This window comes from Leucobacter sp. UCD-THU (genome assembly GCF_000349545.1).
Taxonomy (GTDB): domain Bacteria; phylum Actinomycetota; class Actinomycetes; order Actinomycetales; family Microbacteriaceae; genus Leucobacter; species Leucobacter muris.
The window spans coordinates 296709-318819 of the sequence record NZ_KB714599.1 but is presented as its reverse complement, the minus strand read 5'-3'; the positions used below and the strand labels follow the sequence as shown (position 1 = coordinate 318819).

General features: G+C 66.1%; 8 protein-coding genes. 3 read left to right on the top strand and 5 right to left on the bottom strand.

From position 1 onward, the window contains the following. Positions 1 to 29 precede the first annotated feature (29 nt). From H490_RS31940 to H490_RS18945, 4 genes are all read right to left on the bottom strand, one after another. Positions 30 to 347, bottom strand: a complete 318-nt coding sequence (locus H490_RS31940; RefSeq protein ID WP_128386336.1) for a hypothetical protein — start codon at positions 345 to 347, stop codon at positions 30 to 32. Between the two features lie 173 nt (positions 348 to 520). Further along, on the bottom strand, positions 521 to 16768 hold the full coding sequence (locus H490_RS18955) for an SdrD B-like domain-containing protein (protein WP_152424162.1): 16248 nt from the start codon (positions 16766 to 16768) through the stop codon (positions 521 to 523). A 486-nt stretch (positions 16769 to 17254) separates the two neighbouring features. Next, the gene (gene ychF, locus H490_RS18950; RefSeq protein ID WP_031289627.1) at positions 17255 to 18328 is read right to left on the bottom strand and encodes a redox-regulated ATPase YchF; all 1074 of its coding nucleotides are present in this window, start codon (positions 18326 to 18328) and stop codon (positions 17255 to 17257) included. A gap of 270 nt (positions 18329 to 18598) precedes the next feature. After that, positions 18599 to 18919 carry an antibiotic biosynthesis monooxygenase family protein gene (locus tag H490_RS18945; RefSeq protein ID WP_017882981.1) on the bottom strand — a complete coding sequence of 107 codons (321 nt, stop codon included), beginning with the start codon at positions 18917 to 18919 and terminating at the stop codon, positions 18599 to 18601. A gap of 385 nt (positions 18920 to 19304) precedes the next feature. Between H490_RS18945 and erm the strand changes: the two genes are divergently transcribed. After that, a complete protein-coding gene (gene erm, locus H490_RS18940; protein WP_017882980.1) occupies positions 19305 to 20108 on the top strand; it encodes a 23S ribosomal RNA methyltransferase Erm in 804 nt (267 codons plus the stop codon). Between the two features lie 58 nt (positions 20109 to 20166). Here the strand turns inward: erm and H490_RS18935 are convergent, their stop codons facing one another. Further along, positions 20167 to 20739 (bottom strand): TetR/AcrR family transcriptional regulator, encoded by a 573-nt coding sequence (locus H490_RS18935; protein WP_017882979.1) that lies wholly within the window; start codon positions 20737 to 20739, stop codon positions 20167 to 20169. Positions 20740 to 20804: 65 nt separating this feature from the next. On the opposite strand from H490_RS18935, the gene H490_RS18930 reads away from it, so the two are divergent. Continuing rightward, positions 20805 to 21458: an NAD(P)H-dependent oxidoreductase gene (locus H490_RS18930; protein ID WP_017882978.1), complete on the top strand. Its 654-nt coding sequence runs from the start codon at positions 20805 to 20807 to the stop codon at positions 21456 to 21458. Between the two features lie 65 nt (positions 21459 to 21523). After that, a complete protein-coding gene (locus tag H490_RS18925) occupies positions 21524 to 22108 on the top strand; it encodes a 3'-5' exonuclease (protein WP_017882977.1) in 585 nt (194 codons plus the stop codon). Positions 22109 to 22111: the final 3 nt, after the last annotated feature.

The window sequence follows — 22111 nt, the reverse complement described above, 5'->3', positions numbered from 1 at the left end:
CTACGACCAATTCCGGCCGCGCACGAGGATCACTCCTCTGCCATGCCGTCCACGATGAAGTGGAGGTTCGAGTCGCTCAGCTCGAGCACGTGCTCCCCCGGCGTGAAGGTGTCGAGGGAGTCGAGGAAACTCCGGATCTCACGGTTGTCCTGCTCATCGTCCACCTCGACCACCACTTCCTCGACGTCAGAGTTCACAGGGACGTACACGTACACGTATCCGCCGCGCTCGTCCATCCGCATGTTCGTGGTGTACTCCGTCCCGCCCACGGTGACGGGCTCCCCGCCACCCGCCGGCCGATTCCACGACAGCAGCGCCGCGAGCACGAGTACCACCACGGCAGCCACTGCGGTGGCGATCCACGCGGCCCTGCGTCTCGAGCGGGTCGGCCTCGAAGCCTCGGCTCGCGCCTGCCGGGCATCGTCAGAGGGTTCCCGAGATTCCCCGCGGGGCTCGGGGGAGCCCCCGGGTTCCCCCGCCTCCGCGTGCTTGCCGCGCCCCGTCACTGCGTTCTCCTCCATCACGGCTCCTGACGCGCATTCTTGCGCTGACGTCTCGCCCCGACGAACACGACGACCGCTCCGAGTGCGACGACGAGTGCGGCGTAGACAACATTGAGGCGGGCTCCTGTCAGCGCCAGATCGGCGTCGGCCGGCACCAGCGCGAACGGGAAGCTCAGCGTGAGATCGTCGCGGGTCTCGGACAGCTCGACGTTGCCCTCGACATCGAGCTCGGAGATCTGCGCGGTGAGCGATGTCGCGAGCTGCTCGTGCAGCGCGGCCGTGCGGCTGCCATCGCTCAGCCGGTATCCCTGCGGCACCTCGACCGTGGTGCGGTACTCTCTCGGCTGCAGGTAGCGCTCGGACTCCACGTCGTAGGTCGTCGGCTCCACCTCGAACTCGTAGTGCCCGCGCTCATCGGTGATCCGGGTCGAATAGCCGTGGGCGTCTTCGACGATCGTCCACTCGCCCTCAGCCCTCTCCCAGAGCGTCACCTGCCGGCCCTCGAGGAACGGCTCGCCGGCCTGGCGATCCCCGTCCTCGTTGCTGTCTTCCCAGATGTCGCCGCCGATCACGCCCAGGTGGTCGTAGACCTTGAGGCCGATGTCCATCCGCAGGTCATCGCGAACGCTCGTGATGTCCACCATGGCGCCGTCGTGATCGGCGACGGAGAACACGCGGGTGACGCCGGTGTACGGCGTGCCGAACTCGGGTGCGGCCCGGCGCACATCGCTGTCGATGGCGGGGTCGTCGCCCACGTTGAGCGGCGACCACACGTGATAGCCCTCGCGCTCGGTGGTCACCCGGTACTCGCGCGGCGCCAGGAATCCGGGTGCGTTCTCATCGTAGTGAGTGGGGCTCACCTCGAAGGCGTACCCGCCGTCGGCGGCCGTCACCGCCCGTCCGCGGCCTTCGAGGTCGTCCACCTGCGCCCACTCCCCATCGACGAGCTCCCACAGCAGCACGGTACGATCCGCGATCCCGGGCTCTCCGGCGTCCTGCAGACCGTTGAGATCGACGTCGTTCCAGATCCGTCCACCGATGGTGACCGAGGCGTCGAACACCGCGAAGCCGGCGTCCGCCGTGAGTACATCGCGGGCCGAGTTCAGATCCACGCCGTCGACGCCGGAGTCGATCAGGGTCATCGCGTCCGACAGCACGAAGCTGTGCGGCTTGGCGATGGCGATCCCGTCGACATCGGCGGCGGCCTGGTAGAAGAACACGTTGTCGACCTCGACGAGCCGCATGTTGGCCGGCGCCTCGATGAGCACCCGGTACTCCTCGGCGGAGCGGTAGTGGGCCGAGTCCTTGTCGAGGTCGGCGACCTCGACCGAGAACCGATACTCACCGCGCGCGTCGGTGATGGTCGACGATCCGTCGGGCCCCTCGTAGGCCTCCCAGAGACCCGTGTCCCTGTTCAGCTTGAAGATCCGCACGTTGAGGCCGCCGATCCCTGGTTCGTCGGCGGACTGAACCCCGTTGCGGTCCCGGTCGTCGTAGACGGTGTCGCCGATCACTCGAACCGTGTCGTGCGTGATCACACCGCCGTCGATGTGGTCAACGGCGCCGGCGGTGTCGTACAGGGCATAACCGCTCCCGTCGACGTCCACGAGCGAGAATTCCTCGGAGACCGCCGTGTGTCGGGAATCCGCTATGCCGTGGTCGTACAGAGCCCCGCCCGCGGTGATCAGATTCACGAACCGCGAGTCGGTCGCGCCGCTGCCGGAGCCGATGGGCGACAGGGTCTGCCGCGAGCTCAGGTTGAACTCGACGACGTAGACGTGAGGCGTATTGAACCCGACGCTCACGGGATCGTGGTCGGCGACGTCGGCGGTGAACTCGTACGCGCCATCCGCGCCGGTGCGCGTTTCTGCGACGTAGATCAGCTCGCCGTCCACGAGGCGGTTCAGCACCACGCGGATTCCGTCCATGCCGGGCTCTCCCGGATCCTGCATGCCATCGCCGTCGACGTCGTTCCAAATGCGATGACCGATTTTGGCCTGCGTCTTGAGGTTGACGACGCCGAGGTCCACATCCCTGGCCGGGATCCCCTCGAACGTCTCGATCGGGAGGAGCTGCTCCTGCAGCTCCCCGAGTACGCGAACGTCGGAGACCGCGGAGTTGTAGAGGCCCCTCGTCTCATGCACGAAGTCGTTATCCTCGGACTCGTCGTCGCCGACGTGCAACCCGGTGACCTGCTGCCAGAGCGGAACCTGGCTCACCCTCACCCGGTACTCGTATGGGACGCGCTGCTCCGAGTCGATGATGTGCAGGTTCTCGAACGCGTAGGACGCCACGCCGGTCTGCGTCATGGGGGCATCCGACGCCTGCGCGTAGGCGGGTTCGATCATGCGCCCATCCGCATCCTGCCTGACCTCGACCCAGTTCCCGCCGAAGAGCACCTCCAGAGCGGCCGTGTAGATCTCATCGGCCTCGGCGGCATCGTTCTTGACGCCGTCGCCGTCGGAGTCGATGAAGACCTCACCCGAGAGGGTCGACCGCGCGTGCGGCACGAGCCCGAGGTCCACCGTGTTGTCGTCGAGCCCGGAGATGACCCCCGTAGCGTCATCGAGGTCCGCGATGCTGACGAGGTACTCGCCGACCACGGCCGTCTCGTGCATGGTTCCGTTCTTGAAGAAGTCGGAATCGGACTCGGCGGGATCGGATCCGGCGTTCGACTGCCGGTGCGGAAGCGCGAAGGTGTACCCGGTGACCAGTTCGTCGACGACCACCTGATACGCGGTGTCGACGGGCCGGCCGTCCTCGAAGACGGTGCTGGGCACCCTCATGAAGTAGTAGTACCCGTCTGCGTTCGAGACCGCGGTGTCGCTGAAAGCAGTGCGCGTCCACTCACCGCCGTCGCGGACGTACTGCTCGAGACGGAGCGTCTGCCCTTCGACGCCGGGCTCGCCCTCGTCCTGGATGCCGTCGCGGTCGAGATCGTTCCACACGCGATTGCCGATGACGCCGTAGGTCGATTTCTCGTAGAAGCCGATGCTCACCGACTCGCGGTCGGCGAAGCCCGTTCCGAAGAGACCTTCGAGGTCGAAATGGAGCGTGTTCGTTCTGACGGTCTTCGAGCCCTTCTCGGTCGACCCGTCGTTGTCGTTCGCCTCGGCGAAGGGGTCGACGTGGTGCACGAACGGAGACACCACCCACTCGGTGCTGAAGCCGTCGTGCTGATCGGTCACCTGCACGTAATACTGGCGGTCGATCGGCAGGAGGTCGAACGCGTACTTGCCCTGCTCATCGGTGACCGCCACCAGGGGGTCGCCGTCGGCGTCGACGGCGGTCTCGCCGTTCATGCGCTTCAGGTAGACGTGATAACCCTCGATGCCGGTTTCGGTGGCGCCGGCCTGGTATCCGTCGAGCGTGGCGATGTCTTCCTTGAAGATGGTGCCTCCGACGCGCACCTTCTGCGCCACCCCGAAGTCGAAGCTCATGCGTTCTTCGTCGGTGGTGTCGACCTCGACACGAGCAGCGTCGGTGATCGTCACCAGCGCTTCATCGTCGACCTCCGCCGGGATGTCGAGCTGCTCTCCAGGAGCGTACACCCGCACCCTGGAGTTCTTGAAGACCTCCTCGGTGGTCGCAGAGAACCGATCGTACGCTCTCGGGAACTCGAGCATCACGCGATACTCCCCCGGCTGGATGTTCGAGAAGGTGTAGTAGCCGTCGTTGCCGTGGTAGTCGGTCTCGGTGACGGTGACGAGCGGGCCCTCCGAACGAATCGGCTGTTGGAAGACCTCGTCCAGCACCGACTCGCCGGTGTCCTCGTCCACGATCTCCCAGTGGTCCGAGACCCGATGGATCGGGTTGCCCAGGGCATCGACGTTGTATCCGCTCGGCGTGAGCAGGGTTGCGCGAACGCCGTTGATGCCGGGGTCGTCGATCTGCCCGTCGAAGTTCAGATCCTTCGTCGGATCGAGCAGCGTCCGCCCGTTCGCGTCGGCGAAAGGGTCGCCCTCGTCCTGCAGCCCGTTGTAATTGACGTCGTTCCAGACGTAGTTGCCGATGTAGACGTGATCCCGCTTCTCCATCGCGTAGGCGCCGGCGGTGTTCGACTCCTGGGGGATGAAGCGGCTCACGCGCTGGGTGGCGACGAACGAGTTCCAGAGCGCCGCGTCCCGCTTCTTCTCGGGCTCGTCGAACTGCTCGAGGAAGGTCGGCGCGTTGAGCGGGGCCTTCATGTCGTACGTGAACTTGAGTTTGCTCTGTCCGGGAAGGACCTCGGCGCCGTTGTTGAAGAGCACGAGAACGGTCCTGGCCTTCTTCAGCAGCTCAGGGTCGTCCTTGATCTCGTCCAGCGTGACGAAGTGGCCGTCCCTCACCGCCGACGGCTGGCCGGGCAGCCCCAGCGAGTCGAAGAACGACTCGCTCGCGGCTTCCGCGTGAGGCACCATGGGGGCTTCGACGATCTCGCCGCCCTGCTTGGTCAGCGGTCCGACGTAGACCGTGTACTCGCTGGGCAGGTATGTCTTCTTCTCCGCGCCGTCGCGCTCGAGCTTCATGCCGTCGGGCTTGAGCCACGCGGAGTAGCGCGATCCGCGCGGGATGGTCGAGTTGCTGATCGATGTGTCGTCGGCGAACGGGAGCACGTCGTAGATGATCGGGTAGGGGTAGGGCCGGTCTCCGACCTCCTTCGAGTTGTCGACTGAGACCTCGAACGAGAAGTCGCCGCCCTGGCGCACGGGGGTCATCTCCGGCGCGACGGTTCCCGCGCGGTTCAGGTCGGAGAAGGCGACCTTGCGCTTGCCGAAGTTGTCGTAGGTCTCGTACTGGAACAGCGTCTTCTCCGAGAACACGAGGCGGTCGACCAGCAGCTGGTTCTTGTTGAAGTCGTTGTAGTCGGTCGAGTACCCCAGACGGTTCGCCGAGTTCTGCTGCGAGTTGAGCGGGTACAGCAGCCCGGTGCTGTTGGTGATCACCGCACGCGATTTCAGATCCTCCGCATCGGCCCCGGGCGAGTAGGCGTCGACCGAGCCGATGAACTCCACGACGATCTTGTCGCCGGGGTACACGCTCCCGGTGAACCAGATCGACACGACGTTCCTGTCGAAGCCGTCCCAGGGCCCCGAGTAGATGTCGGTGTGCCGCAGGTGGGAGTCGGGGCTCGCCTCGCTGCCGTCGGCCCGCACGAGCTTCCAGGTCCAGAGGTTGTTCTCATTGCCGGTGAGCGAGTAGCGCGATCGGTGCTCGTCGCTCAGCGGGTGACCCGCCGTGATCTCATCGGCGGGGACGTAGGTGAACGCTCCGCCCGACTCCATCACCGACGGCAGCTGGAACGTCACGAAGGGGTCGACCAGCGTGTCCTCGGAGTAGGTGTTGTCCTCGTCGCGCGACCACATCGTCTCGTCGGCGTTGATGAACTCGCTCTTGAACTTCAGGTGCGGAGACGACTTCGGCGCGATCGCCATGATGTCGGACCAGCCGAACCGTTCGTCGACCGGGCGAGACGAGTCGCTGCGGTAGTACAGCGCGTCGTACTTCACGTTCACCACCGGACGCGACGGGGTGAGGTACGACCGGGTCTGACTCTGCGCGAGCTTCGACACGCTCGTGCCCACGTAATTGCCCCAGACCTGAGCCGTGCCGTACACGAACAGCGTCGACTTCGCGTTCGAGGCGATGCGCATGCCGAGCTGGATCGCGGCGTCGGAGACCGTCTGGGGGTACTGAGTGATGCTCTGGTTGGTCGGATCGGTCTCGAGAACCGACTGCTTCCCGTCGGTATCGGGGTCGGCGTCGATGTCGAGGCCCAGCCCCTGCGGCACCAGGTACCGATCGGGCTGGAGCGCTTTCACCACGACGCGGATCTTCTTGAGCCCGGATCGCTCCGAACCGGGGATGTCGAAGCGCTCGTTGCTGAGGATCGAAGTGCCTCCAGGGTTGAGCAGCGTCCAGCTGCCGCCCTCGTAGCCGTCTTCGGCAAGCTCGTGAGAGACGTACACATAGGTTCTGAACGCCTCATCGACGGTGATACCGTCGGCGGATAGTCGGTCCAGCGTCTCCTGCGGCAACTCCCACGCACCGGAGGACGTGTACAGCGTGCTCGTGGAGATCGGCAGGTTGCTGAGCGAGACGGTGCTGTCGTTCGTCTCGTGCGTCGGCACGATGTTCTCGACGACGAACTCCTTGAGGCCGGATCCGACGTTGCGCGCGTGCGTCACCAGGTACTCGATGATGTCCGAGGAGTTGAAGTACGTGTCTCCCGACAGGCCGTTCGAGTAGGCGATGCGGGGACGAGTGGTGTTCACCCGTACCTCGGCCTTCGGCTTGAGGATCTCGATCTCGACGTCGTCTGCGGCGTAGCGGCCCTCGAGATCTCCGTTGCCGTCGATGTCGATGCCGGCCCCGGGGTCCGAGGCGTAGGTGTGGTACCGCATCGAGGTGGGCGACTGCACGATGAAGTCTTCGGGGTCCTGAGCCGCTCCTGCCTGGACAAGCGTCGTGTCGTCCGTGATGAGTGAGACGTAGGAGTCGGCGATCAGCTCGTCTGCACTCCATACGTCATCCTCGGAGGCGACATTGTCCTCGTAGCCCCCGACCATCTGCACTTCGTAGAGCAGCGTGAAGTTCTCGCCCGACTTCAGCTGTCCGAGGGTGCCGCGCTCGTTCACCGGGGTCGTCACGAGCCACTGGATGCGGTCGCGATGCTCATCGACCTCGAGTTCGCCCGGCGTCAGGCGCTCGACCGTGTACCCCAGCGCTTGGAAGGCGGCGCGGTCGTAGAGGTCGTCACCGATCCTGAGGCGCACCTCGCCCGTCGCCGCCGCGAAGTTGGTGACGTGATGAGTGACGACGAAGCGGGAGTTGTGCACGTCGCCGGCGGTCTTGATCTCCTCATACGGGTTCGCGTGGCTCTCCGGGGCGTTCGCGACCTCGGTCGAGTACCAGAATTTGCCCGCCGCATCGACCCTCAGCAGGTCGGTCTCGGTCGAATCGGCGTAGTGCGCGAGCTTCGTCGTGTTGGTGATCGACGGCTTTCTCAGATTGATCGAGGTGCCTCCGTAGGCCCCGGACTTCTGGTGCTTGCTGTCGAGTCCCTCCGGCGTGAGGGCTTCTCCGCTCGCTTTCCAGCCGATGTTGTCGTTGAGGGCGATCTCGGTGTCGTCATCGTAGCTCTGCGTGGCGGAGATGAGGCGCTCGGTGATCTTGAGCACGCCCATGTTGGTACTCCACGTGCTCGTCGAGTCGCGCCGAGTGCGATCGTTCGCGGTGACGGACAGGCCGTTCGACGACTTCACATTGTTCGGTGCTGAGGAGACGCCCTGATCGCGCGCGCTCAGAGAGGGCGTGGAGCCGGTCGTGTACTGCCCCGACACGACCGGGTTGAACACCGGGCGCTGAGTGTTGGCGAGGGTCAGCACCTCTCCGTATCGGCTGTCATCCGTGTCCGGACCGAAGGCCGGTGTGTCGATGGTCACGACTCGGGGCGAGACCACCAGCGACTGACCGTACGCGACGTCGGCTGCCCGATCCCGCTTGACGGTGAAGTGCAGGACGAAGCGCTTGCCGGCAGTCCCTTCGAGCAGTTCGACCTTCACGTCGAACTGCTCCGTCACGTCGTTCGCGGGAATCGACGAGTTGTAGGTGACGTCGTTCACCGACGCGGTGAACGATACGTTCTGCTGTTCATCGATGTCGCGGTAGTAGCGACCGTACGAGCCGTCTTCCAGGACGGGAGCCACGCCGTAGGGCAGCGCGATCGTGACCGTCGGTTCGAACCACGAGCCGCGGGCGCCGCCGATGGTCTGGGGCGCGTTTCTCCAGATGTCGTCGTTGAAGTTGTCGCCCGAATAGCGGTTGTAGCCGCTGTTGACCCGGTTGTATTCTCCCAGCACCTCGAGCTGCTGATTCTCGACCGTCGATCGGATGGTGAACTCTTCGTAGAGGTCGACGCTGAAGTCTTCGACCGTCGTATCGTAAACGCCCTCGTAGCCGTCCTTCGACGGGCTGCTCCACACGCGGAGGGTGGGCTTGCGCATCGCGATCTGATCGCCCGTGACGAGTGCCGGCTTCCCGCCTGAGGTCGTCGCGGTGGCCTGGGCGTTGAGCCCACGCACGTACCTGCCCCACGGTTCGATCGAGAAGTACGAGGTATAGGTGCCGAAATCGTAGAGAAGATCGTTGACTTCGATGCCCTGGGCCATGCCGTCGTTCGGATAGCGCGCCGTGTTGGAGGTGCCGATCGCCCTGTTGAACGCCCCGTACTCCTGAGTGTAGGTCTCGAGGTAGGGCTCCTCAGCGACGCTCGTGAGCGTGAACTCGTCGTGCCAGTACGAGATATTGCTTCCCTCGAGGGGAGGCAGCTCGTCGTATACCTGTACGCGGATGTCGACGCGCTGATACTTGTCGGCCGCGCTCGCGCCCGGCGAGTTGAACATCCCGCCGACGGGACTCGCGACGCGCACCCTGACCACGTAGGGGATCCCGTCCTCGCGGGAGGCCTCGGCGTAGCTCCCCGCCTCCTGGGACTGCGCGGGGGCGCGGTAGCCCTGATCGCTCTCCGGGGTCTGGATCACTTCATAGACGACATCGGCGCTCGGGATCGCGGTGCCTCTGCCGTCGAAGGCCGTGATGCCGAGTAGGTCGCCAGCCTCGTCGAACGGGGTGATGCCCAGGGGAAGGATCTCCGTGTACTCGAGCCCGCTTCCGATCGGGCGGTCGCCCAGGTTGGCGGCGTGCAGGCGTACGGTGAACTGCTCGTGCAGCTGCACCGCGTAGGTATAGGGGTCGTCGACGTACGGGGTGTAGCCGAGGCGATGCCGGTTGTAGGAGTTGAGCGTGCCGTCGTGCTCGTAGAAATTCGCGGGATCGACGCCGTAGGCGGCTCGCTGGGTGTCGGGGAGCATCTCGCTCGCGCCGTACAGCCACGCGCGGTTGAGCTGCATGCCGTCCTGCGCCCACATGATCCGCTCGTCGAACGGCACGGCGCCGTCGTTCACTCGCCCCTTGGAGGCGAGATTGTAGTTCTCATCGAGCGCCGATGAGGCGAACGTCGTGTACAGGTCGTTCGACGCGGTCTCGCGCAGGTAGGCGGTGTGCGACTTCCGCTTGTTCGCCGAGTCGTCGTAGAAGGTCGCCTGCGTGTAGGAGCCGGACGAGTTCGTCGGCTGGCGACGCTGTCCGTTCGCGCCCGGCTGCCACGAGAAGGAGTTGGAGAGGAACTCCGCCTGCGTCATCTCGTGTCCGCGATCGCCCGAGATGCCCGCGTCGTGCAGCAGCGAGGCCATGTCCATCGAGTGGTTCATCGCGGAGTTGGCGACGGGCACGTTGCTGCCGTACCAGCCGAAGAAGGGCGCGAAGACCGACTTGCCGTTCGTGTATCGGGCGACCGGCAGATTGTCGCTGCGCACCTGGGCGCCGTAGATGATCTCGATCTGCTCGCCGCGTCCGAGTTGCTCGGAGTCGAAATCGTAGGTGAAGACGTCGAACTGGATCTCATCGGCGGGGTTGACCGTCGTGTTTACCGGCTCAGCGGTCGAGATCAGCCCCCAGCCGTCATTGTGGCGCCCGTTGTTGAACCGCTGGGAGCCCGCGATGTCGAGCCCCTGCACGCGCTGCACGGTGACTGTTGGCAGCGCGTAGCCAGCCGGCCGCGGATCGCCCGAGGCATCCCTCACCTCGATCTCCAGCACGCCGGCGGCGATCGCGGCCTCGACGTCGAGCACGCCTTCGCTCACGTGCTCCATCAGCCCGGTGCTCAGGTATTCGGGGATCTTGTCGAAGATCACGGGATGCCGCAGCGGCGCCTTCCCGTACGGCGTATTGGTGTTCGTGCCCTGATAGGTCGTGTGATTCTTGGCGGTCAACCTGTAGAACAGGCTGTCTCCCGGCAGGTAATCGGTCTTGCCGACCGCCGCGCCGTCGTAGAGCGACTGCGCTTCCGCGAGCGAGCCGAAAGACTGGACGTTGAACTCGACCGTCGGAATCGCCTTGTACACGCGCTGACCGGCCTCGGTGAGGTATGCGTATTCCCCGACCGGGCTCTCTTCATCATCCTGATGGGTGAGCACGGTGCGGGCCTGCGATGTGAGGACATATGACTTCGTCGTCTGGGCGTCAGCGGTTCTCCAGTGGCCGATGCCGTGAATATCGAAGGGTTTCGGCTCGAACGTCGAGCCGGTGCTCGGATCCGTCGCCGGGACGATGCCGTAGGAGACCTTGAGCTCATTGATCTCGGCCAGGGAGTGAACGTCGGGGTCGAAACGCTCGACAGCCACCCATTCGGTTCCGTGTGCGAAGAACACCTTCGGAGCCGCGATGCCGCTCTCTCCCTGCCCGAATGTACCGGTGAAGCCGTCGGGGTACTGGGGCGTCGGGAACTCGGAGAGTTCAAAGGCCGAGAGCGCGCCCTTGTCGAGGGTCAGGTAGAGGTCGAGCTGCGTGTTGTCGTGCAGGATCTCGTTGCGGATGTTCCTGACGGTCAGCGTCATTTCCTGCCCCGAGACATTCTCGGAGTTGAAGCGGCTCTCGATGACGAGCTGATTCGGATCCGCGTAGCGGTAGTTGTGGTTGGACACGCGGCCGAGCTGCTCGACCATGGAGTGGTCGTCGTAGTTGACCGCGGCGGTCGTGCCTGCGACTCGGTTGCCGTTGAGGCCCGCGCTGTCGTAGCTCATGAAGTGGTGCGTGTAGGCGGGGCGCGCGTACACGTTCCACTGCAGGTTCCTGCCCTGCGTCGCGCCGAGCGCCGCCCCGAAGTCGTTCGTCGCGGTGTACTCGACGTAGAAGAACACCGACTCTCCGTCGAGGAGCGTGACGTCGAACGCCACGTCGGCGCGCTTGTTGTTGAGCTTGGTGATCGTCACCGCCCCCTCGGAAACGGCGACGTCCGAGCTCGGACTGCCCTCGACGAGGCCCTCGCGGTTGGCGTCGGCGCGCAGGAAATCGGTCGTCGCCTCCACCCCCGAGATGCTGAGACCCGCCGGCGCTTCGATGTGGGCCACCGGCTGGAAGATCGGCAGCGAGCCCGGCGACGCGGCATCCGGCGCCCTCGCACCGACATTGCGGAGTTCGTAGAGCACCTTCGCGGTGTCGCCCACCGCGATGTTGGTGTAGCTGATCTGCGCGTCGGTGTCGGCGTCGTAGAACAGGTTCGTCGCGTCGGCCTCGGAGAAGTCGTTCTGCATGTGCACCGCGTTGATGTTCATCCGCGCGACGCGAGTGTACAGCCGGGGGGCGGCGTGCCCGGACGCGCTTGCCAGGGTCAGTGTGGGCCTCTCGCCCCGGTTTCCGCTCCCCTCGGAGACGAAGATCGTTTGGTACGACGTCACCACGGCGCTCGTCGTGAAGGAGCTGTAGCGCATGACCACTTCATTGCTGCCCTTGCTCTGCTCCGTGACGAACGACGGCTTGGAGTTCCAGCTGGGCCCGGTGCCGTCGTCGTCCACCCAAACGCCGGTGAGGAACACATCGCCGCCCTCCCGCATCCGGGTCGGCAGCGGTTCAGCGGTGTCCGCTTGCGCGAGCGAGCCCCAGAGGCGGATCGAGTCGTCCTTCGGCTGGAACGACACCGCGATGTTGTCGAGGTGCTGCCGGTGCAACGTCGCGGCACCGCCGAGCGTGACGCCGTCGTCCTGAGTGGCGAGCGTGCCGTCGTCGAACAGCGCCTGCAGGTCGAGCACGTGGAAGCCGTTCCCGGCGTCGGTGAACTGTGCGAGGTCGAGCGTGACGTTCTGGGTGCCCTGTGTGACAACGACCGACTTCACCGACCACTCCCCTCCCGCGAAGATATCGGAGGGGATCTCGATGAGCCGGCTGCGGAACGCGCTGTCCGGGCGCACATTGATGACGGCGTCCTTGATGTCCGCTTCCGACCTGTTCCTGATGCCCACTGCGAGACGAGTCGTGTTGGGGGTGATGCCGTCGGCCTCGTAGTCGTAGACCTTGAGCTGGTCGAAGCTCATCTCCAGCTCGGCTCCGAGCTTCGGAGTGTACCCGGTGAGGGTCGCGCTCGAAGTGTGCAGGAGCGTCTTCTGCTCGGTGTCGCTCGGCACGCGGTACAGATTGGTCGTGCCCCGCAGCGCCCGGTTGCCGTTCACCACACCGCCGACGCGCACGTCGACCTCGGCGGGCGAGGCGCCGAGCGTGTTCGCCGCCACCCCGTCGATCTCGGCGGTCCGCTCGCCGAAACCCTCGATCTGCTCGAAGAACGCCTCGAACTTCTGCGGATAGCCGCCATCGGGGCCGAATGAGATCGTGAAGGTGCCGTCTCCGTCGTCGTAGACGCCCGGCGGCTGGGTGTTGTCGTAGTCGAATCTTGCCGCCGCGGCGAGCGGCTGATCGAACCGCATCGAGACGGACTCGCCGCTCTCACCGGTCGCACGCACGCCGGTCAGGTACTGCAGCGTGCTCGTGTCTGCGATGACGACGTGCCTCGCCTCGAGGTTGTACACCCCGTCGTCGTCCGGGCTGTCGGGATACACGAACTCGTAGACGAGCTGGTCGTGGAACGATGCCGGATCATACAGGCCCAGCCATTCGTCGTACTCGGTGCTGGCGGGTGAGTAGACATCGGGGCCGTGGCCGGAATAGTTGGACCAGCCCGCGTTGTTCACGTTCCAGATGCTGGCGAGGTACTCGCCGACGCCGCCCATGACGACGACCTTGTTGGAGAGCGAGGTATTGTCGTTCGCACCAGTCCTGGTCTGCGCATAGGGGAACCCGACGAGGGAGTTGACCGAGTGGGTGTGCGTTCGCGTCAGCACGCGCTTCGCGCCGAAGGAATCGGTCGTGGTGAGCACGGTGGGCAGCTTGCGTCCGGGCGACGACGAATGGAAACGACCCATGTACTCGACGACGTCGTGCTGCGTGCCCGCCAGCTGCGGAACGGCGTCGTTGCTCTCGCGGGTGAATCGGAGGTTGACCTCCACGCGCGACACCGGCGCCTCGGGCCGCACGTCCGGCTCCCACGCTCCCTTGTAGTAAGGGTGAGCGCTGACGTTCGCGACCGAGTCGTAGGTGGCGAAGAGCTCGTCATCGGTCATATCGGGGCGAGCCGTGTTGATCCGCCAGAATCCCGAGCCCTCCTGGGTGTTGTTCACCCACTCGCTGCCCGGTACCGACTTCCAAAGCACCTCCTCGCCGTCGACCACGCGGTACACGTCGACGGTGTCGATGTAGGGCTGCAGCGCCTCGCGGATCTTGAGGTAGTACAGGTCGAAGTGCTCGTAGGGCAGATCGGCCTCGACGGTCACCCGCTGATCGTTGTTGTCGTACGCTGCGGTCGGGCGAGTCACCGTCGAGGTAAAGCCGCCCAGCGACTTGTAGCCCTGGTCAAGGGTGTAATCCGCGGTACCGTACCAGGTTCCGCAAGACCAGCAGCGATAGATGTCGACGGAGTAGTCGTTGCCGACGCCGAGACCCTTGTTGACCTGATTGACGCCCTCGACCTGCACCTCCGTCTTGGTCTCGCGAACGATGATCTGGTTGTTCTTCGTCGCGGTCTTGCTGTTCTCGTACGGAGGCTCCTGAGTGCCGGAGAAAGTGGCGCGCACCGTCTGGGACGAGCCGATCTCGATGTCGGCGCTGTACTCGACGATCGCGATCGTCTGCAGCCCGTCGAGACGGAGGTTCTCACCCGAGACGATGATCTTGGCGACGTTTTCGAGAGTCACCTCGTCAGAGGTGACCTCTGACGAGGTGAACTCCTGCTCGTCGCCCGAACGGTCGACGAAGGTCACCTTCGGGTCGGTGATGCTGTCGAGCAGCGCTTCCTGCAGGGAGATGCTGCGGAACTCGAGCGAGCCCGACTTCGTCGGCGCGAGCGTGTCGATGACGTACTCCGACGAGGGCGAGTTCACTCCTCGGGTGTCGAGCTGATACTCGACCCCGAACGTCGATTCGTAACCGACGTGGGTGGTCGTCTGCGTCTTGCGGGAACCGTACACGCCGATGACGTCGACCGCGGGAACGAGCTCGTTCGGCAGCTGGATGTCGATGGTTCCGGTCGCCGTGCGGGTGGTGTCCCTGTCGTACGGCTTCGGCTGGTAGGTGCGGATCTCACCCGTGACGGTGTGCAGCTTGTCGAGCCCGTGGCCGATCTGCGCCGAGACGGAGACGAAGTTGGCCGAGCCGCTCGAGGCGAACTCGTCGGAGTCGATGATGACCTTGGCCGCCCGTTCGGGAAGCGCGACGTTGAAGTCTCCGGTGCCCGCGTACGCGCTGAGGTCGATCTCTTCGATGTCGCCGTCCATGGTCTCGTAAGAGACCCGGAGGTTCTGGGCATGCTCGAACAGGGCCGCCCGAAGTATCAGTTCGGCGTTCTTGACCCTCTCCGCGTCGGTGTTCAGCACGAGAGTGGTGGTCGAGTTCTCGGCGACCGTGTCGTTCACACCGAAGAGGAAGTCGATGAGGCTCGCGGTCTCGTACGGCACCGTGGCGCGGGCGCCCTTGCCGTCGATGCTCACCTGGATGCTCGGGATGACCTCCTCGGGGTAGATCACGTTGAAGCTCGTGTCGACCGCGGTCTGATGCTCGACCTCGGTGTAGGTGGTGTTCTGCCCGAAGTCGTCGTTGCTCGCGATCTTCTCGATGTAGGTGACCGTCGCCTGGGAGGCCATCTCGCCCACCCGGTAGGGTTCGCCGAAGACCTTGATGCTCAGGGGAAGCGTCGACCCCGGTTCCACGCGGTCGACGAGGCTCAGCGAGAGGGTGCGATCCCAGTCGAGCTCCCGCAGCTCCGAGACGTCGAACGTGAGCGTCACGAGCCCCGTGTCCTCGTCTTGCTCGCGGAGGATCGGCGAAATGGTCCTGGTGACCGCCTCCGCCGTCTCCTCATCGATGTAGGAGTATGTGATCTCCGCGTTCTCGAATGACTCCGCGGCAGTCTGATCGAACTCGTAGGTGACCCGGTCGAGCGCGAAGTCCTCGTCGACCTGATAAGCGAGAACGGGGTCGAACACGGGCGCGTTGGAGTCGCTGCGGAGATCCGTGATCTCGTTGTATGTCTCGTACCCGTACACGACATCGTTCTGGCGCGTGGTGTGCGTGAAGGCGAAGTCGTAGGCGGGCAGCACGATCTCGCGCTCGACCACGCGGGTCTTCGCCCAGTTGGCGGTCTTCGCGAAGAGCACGTTCGTGATCGCCGCCACCTTGAAGTTCGTCGGCGGGTTGGGGAACCCCTGACGGCTCAGCGGCAGCGAGATGAGGAACTTGCGTTCGGTCGCACCCGCTACGCCGTCGGGGGTGAGCTCCTGCTTGGCGGCGCCGTGCTGGCGATCGATCGTGACCAGGCCAGTGCCCGAATAGGTGTACGGGATCTCGTCGGTGAGCTCGCTCTCGCCGTCCCAGTCGGTCACGTCGTAGATGAGGATGCCACCCTGGCCCGGCACCCCGACGAACTGTCCCGAGATGTAGTTGAGGTCGTCGTTGACCGTAGGCGGCCCGTCTTCGTTGTAGACCCAACGGTTGATGTCGAACGGGATGATGCCGTTGACGTTGCTGGCGGTGGAGTCGATGTCGAACGTGGCCGAGTAACCGTCGATGTTCGAGGCGACGTTCTCCGAGGTGTTGGTGATGGAGTAGACGTAGTCGATGTACTGGTAGCGATCCCAGATGGGCACGAGATCCGGGCCACCTCCCGGCACGTACGACTGGATGTCGGTCTCCCACGTCAGATCGGAGGAGATGACCGAGACACGTGACTCGTCGTCGAGCTCGTACGGGGTGCTCCACGACGATCCCTCGACGCGGTTGAACATCTCGTACGATACGAAGCCGTTGAGCTCGAAGCTCGTGCCCTCCGGCACTCCCCCGTACGGCCCGTCCGTCCCGTCGTTGTAGGTCGTGAGGTAGAGGTCGAATGCGGGGTTCGCTCCGGCGCCCAGGCTGCCGTCGTACTCCATGATGACCGGCCCGCCCCTGACCGTCGTGTCCGAGACCACATGCCATCCGCCGCCTGCGACCACTCGGCCTTGGATGCCGAGCTCGCTCGGCGCCCGATCCCGGCCCAGCACCCGATACTCGCCATCCACGTACTCGAGCGACGGCAGGAAGATCTTGACCTGTACTCCCACGGCTTCACCCGAGGCGTAGTCGGGCACCAGGCGGTAGCTCACCCGCGTCTCCGTACCCGAGGAGAGCACGACCGCCTTCGGGTTGAGATACCCCGGGTCTCCCTGCGCGACCGTCCCGTTGAGCGTGATCGCCGGCATGTCTGCGGCGACCGCCGCGGAGATCGACGTCACACCCCCGACCACATCGGTGAACGCCAACAACAAGGCGAGCGCAGCAGTGATCACTCCTGAGACGATCTTCTTCAACGCTTGTTCCCCCGGCAGCACAGTACTAGTTCAAGAAGGGGTGGTTGAGATGAAAACGATCATGCCCGATCGTGGGTCCCCTGTTCCCATCCTACGAGAACTTCAACCGCACTGCGCACCTGGAGCCTCTCGACCCAGACTGACGACGCTCCTGGCATCGCACGCTGGTCGTTCCCTGCGCTGCGCGCCGCATTGTGCGACTGACTCGAGTTCACCCATGCACGACAAGGAGAATCATGACAGCGCGCTTCAATCGCACGATCCACGCTTCGACAGACCGCGCGGAGAGGTGCCGATTCTCTCGCGACCTGCTCGAAGCCGACGAAGTTCCTCCTTGGCCACCCCTCGAGTCGATCGCCCGTCCCGATCTGTAAGTCGGCAGGGCCCGAACCGAGCTGAACGAGGGCGACGCACCGGCTTTTCGGAAGCGGAAGCGGGAGCCAAGCTGCTTCTACCGGCGGGATTGGCGGCTCAAGCGAAGCGGCGCTACACGTTGAAACGCCACTCGCAGACGTCGCCGTCCTGCATGATGTAATCCTTGCCCTCCATGCGCGCCTTGCCCTTCGCGCGGGCCTCGGCCACCGAGCCGGCCTCGACGAGATCCTCGAACGAGATGATCTCGCCCTTGATGAAGCCCTTCTCGAAGTCGGTGTGGATCGCACCCGCGGCCTGCGGGGCGGTCGCGCCCTTCTTGATGGTCCAGGCGCGCGCCTCCTTGGGGCCCGCCGTGAGGTAGGTCTGCAGGCCGAGGGTGTCGAAGCCGACGCGGGCGAGCTGATCCAGCCCGCTCTCCTCCTGGCCGATCGAGGCCAGCAGCTCGGCGGCGTCCTCGGCGTCGAGCTCGGTGAGCTCGCTCTCGATCTTCGCGTCGAGGAAGATCGCCTTCGCGGGCGCCACCAGCGCGGCGAGCTCGTCGAGGCGCGCGCGATCCTGCAGCACGCCCTCGTCGACGTTGAAGACGTAGAGGAACGGCTTCGCGGTGAGCAGGCCGAGCTCCCTGATCGGCTCGAGGTCGATGCCGGCGTGCGACAGCACCTTGCCCTCGTCGAGGGCGGCGCGGGCGTCCTTCGCGGTCTCGACCACCGAAGCGTCGATCTTGCGGTTCTTGAGCTCCTTCTCGAGGCGCACGAGCGCCTTGTCGAGCGTCTGCATGTCGGCGATGATCAGCTCGGTGTTGATCGTCTCCATGTCGCTCGCGGGATCGACGGCGCCGTCGACGTGCACCACGTCGGGGTCGCTGAAGCCGCGCACCACCTGCGCGATCGCATCGGCCTCACGGATGTTCGCGAGGAACTGGTTGCCGAGTCCCTCGCCCTCGCTCGCGCCGCGCACGATGCCGGCGATGTCGACGAAGCTGACGGGGGCGGGCAGGATCCGCTCGCTGCCGAAGATCTCGGCGAGCTTGTCGAGGCGCGCGTCGGGCAGGTTCACCACACCCACGTTGGGCTCGATGGTCGCGAACGGGTAGTTCGCGGCGAGCGCGTCGTTCTGGGTGAGAGCGTTGAAGAGGGTGGACTTGCCCACGTTGGGCAGGCCGACGATTCCGATTGTAAGAGCCACGAGGGTCCAGTCTACGCGACCCCCGGGGCGCCCCGAGGCTGGCCGCCCTGGCGGGCGCTCACGGGATCCTCTACGGGGCCCGGGGGATATTTTCCGCGCCCGTGCTTCGGATCTCACCCGCGTTTCGGAGCGGATGACGGGATCTCGTCCGAGACACGCGTGAGATCCGAGGGTCTGTGCGACAGAATGCATCGCGGCAGAGCCCGAGCAGGAGCCCAAGCACGGAGTGACAAGCCGGGCAGCCCGCCGAGCGTCGAGCCGCCCCGGGCCTCAGCTCATGCCGTCGAGGTCGACGACCTCGAACTCGAGCAGCTCCGCCCCGGTCGCCACTGGCTTGCGCGGCTGCTCCCCATCGGTTCGCGCGTGCGCGTCGGCGTTGCCGCGCGAGTCGCGCCACGCCTCGAAGTGCTGCTCCGTCTCCCAGCGGGTGACGACGAAGTACCGCTCGTCGCCCTGCACGGGGCGCAGCAGTTCGAAGCCCTGGAATCCGGGCGAGGAGTCGACCGCGTGCTTGCGGGCGGCGAATCGCGCCTCGAGTTCGGGCCCCTTCCCCTCCGGAACTGAGATGGCGTTGATCTTGACGACGGACATGTGACCACCGGCCTTTCGCGCTGCGGTTCGATGCGTAGGAAGCGATCTCCACCGTACCGCGCACCGGCGCGGGCCGCGGCGGGCAGTCNAGGCGACCTGCGAAAAGTCGTTCGAAAACTGACATCCGGGGCCTGGGCTGCTACGGTGGTGCGCATGGGAACACTGTGCAGCGCGCTCGGTCAGCGCGCCTTCTTCCGGGATCGTCGCGCCTGACGGCGCGATCCCGAACCGCTGCCCCGCACCCCGTCCGCGCGTGAGCCTCTGAACGCACGCCCGCCACGGATCGGGCAGCTCGACGCGCCGACCTCCGAGCCCATCGCGCCCGGATCGCCGCTGCTGCAGCACGCCTCCGGGCGCTCCGCACCTCTCTCGGATGGAGCGCCTCATGCACGCGCACCCGCACTCAGAACACCTCGCCGACGCACGGTCGCGCTACGGCGGCCGGCACGAGCTCGGCCAGAACTTCCTGCACCACCGGCCCACGATCGAGCAGATCGCCGAACTCGCGCGCGATACCGCGGGCCCGATCCTCGAGATCGGACCCGGTGACGGCGCGCTGACCGCCGACCTCGCCAGCCTCGGGCGCCCACTGACGCTCGTGGAGCTCGACGAGCACCGCGTGCGCCGCCTCAGACGGCGCTTTCCGGGCGCGACGGTGGTGCACGCCGACGCCCTGCGCACGGCCTTCGACGCGCCGGTCATCGTCGGCAACCTCCCCTTCCACCTCACCACGCCGCTGCTGCGCAAGCTGCTGCGGTCGCCGCACTGGGAGCGGGCGATCCTCATCACCCAGTGGGAGGTCGCCCGCAAGCGCGCTGGCGTGGGCGGCGGCACCCTCCTCACCGGGCAGTCGGCGCCGTGGTTCGACTTCCGGCTGCGGTGCCGGGTGCCGGCAAGGGCGTTCCGTCCGGTGCCCGGCGTCGACGGCGGGCTGCTCGACATCTCGCGGCGCGGTTCGCCCCTGGTGCCGCTCTCGGAGCGTGCCGCCTACGAGCGCTTCGTGCGGCGCGTCTTCACCGCCCGCGGGCGGGGGATCGGTCAGATCCTGCAGCGAGGGCTCGGGATCAGCCGCACCGCGACCGCCGCTGCGCTGCGGCGCGCATCCATCTCGGCGGCGGCGCTGCCGCGTGATCTCACGCCTCCGCAGTGGGCGAGCCTGTGGCGGAGCACAGGACCGGGGCGCGGGTGACCCCAGCACAGCACGGGAGCGGATCCGGCTCTCGCCCGGCCATTCCCTGCTCCGATCCTCAGCCCTCGGGCAAGAGGCGATTGAACGCGGCCGCGCACGACGCCCGGGCCTGCTCTGGAGTGAGATGTCCGGCGGCGCTCAGCGTGCCGAGGCCGTGCACCAGGCCCCAGACGGCGTTGGCGTCCGCTTCGGTGCTCAGGCCCGCCCCTGCGGCGGCTGCGAAGAGGGCCGTCTCGAGCGCGTCGACGAGCGGAGCCATCGTCTCGGTGGGCGCACCGGGGATGCACACTGTCGGGTCGTAGACGGCGTCGAAGGCGTGGGGGTGCTCGACCGCGAAATCGATGTAGGCCGCTCCTCCGGCCCGCAGGGCGGCAGCGGGCGTCGGAGCGCTCTCGGCGGCCGTTCGAACTCGGGCGAGCAATTCTCGCATGCTGCGCTCGGCGAGCGCCTTCAGCAGCCCGCGCCGGTCGGTGAAGTGGTGGTAGGGCGCGTTGTGGCTGACGTTCGCGGCGCGGGCCACCTCTCGCAGGCTGATCTCGTGGGCGGGTCGAGTGTCGAGCAGTTGCATCGCGGCGTCTTCGAGCGCCCGAGCGAGGCTGCCGTGGTGGTACCCGTCGCGAGAACTTGACATGCGCAACATCATCCCCTAACTTGACAGTGCCCAGATTAATTGACGCTGTCAAGATTGGATCTCCCGTGTTCTCCACCCTCGTCATCGACGGACATCCCGATCCGGACTCGCTCACCGCGGCCATCGCGCGCGGTTACGCGGAAGCTCACGGGAACGCGCGGTTGCTCACCCTGCGCGACCTCAGCTTCGACCCGCATATGCGCTTCGGCTACCGCAAGCGCATGGAGATCGAACCCGATCTGCAGGACGCCCGCGATGCCCTGCACCTCGCAAGGCGCATCGTGGTGGTCAGCCCGATGTGGTGGGGGTCGGTCCCGGCTGTCCTCAAAGGCTTCTTCGACCGCGCGCTGCTGCCGAAGCAGGAGTACGTGTATCCCGCCCGGGGGCTCCCCCGAGGCCTCCTGCGCGGCCGCAGCGGTCGCCTCTTCCTGCTCGCCGACACGCCGGCCATCGCGCTGCCGTTCACCGGCACTCACGCGGTGGCGCAGGTGACCCGTCACACGCTGACATTCTGCGGGGTGCGGCCCTTCCGCGTGCACCGCCTGCTCGGCGTGAGGTACCGCAGCCCGGCGCGCATCGAGCGCTGGATCGCCCGAGCGGCGAAGACGGGAGCTTCGGATCGACGCCGCGATGACGCGGCACGTCGTCTCGCAACGCACCCCGCCCTGGACCGGGCGCCCAGCGCGCCGGCGCACTCCCCGGTACCCGAACGCCGGTGAGTCGGAGAGCCGGTGCGAGATGCCGTCCGCGCGAGAATGTCAGAGGCGTGTGACACCCTAGATGCGTGCCCGTCGACTTCACCGCCATCGATTTCGAGACCGCCAACAGCCACCCCTCCTCGGCCTGCGCGGTCGGCATGGTGCGCGTGCGCGACGGGCGCGTGGTCGATCGCGTCGAGTGGCTGATCCGCCCGCCCGAGGCGCACGCGGCGTTCCTGCCCTTCAACGTCAAGATCCACGGCATCACCGCCGAGATGGTGACGGCCGCTCGCGACTGGGCCGGCCAGCTGACCGAGCTGCGCGACTTCATCGGCGACGACGTGGCGGTGGCCCACAACGCCAGCTTCGACATGGGCGTGATCCGGGCGGCCTGCGCCGAGACCATCACTCCGACCCCGCGCCTGCGCTACCTCTGCAGCGTGCAGGTCTCGCGCAAGACCTACGAGATCCCGTCGCACCGTCTGCCGCTCGCGGCCGAGGCCGCCGGGTTCGGCGAGTTCGCGCACCACGACGCCCTCGCCGACGCCGAGGCCTGCGCCGCGATCATCTCGGATGCCGCGCGACGGCACGAGGTCGGCGACGTGTCGGCGCTCGCCAAGAAGACGGGGCTGCGCATCCAGCAGCTCAAGGCGATCCCCCTCAAGCTGTAGCGC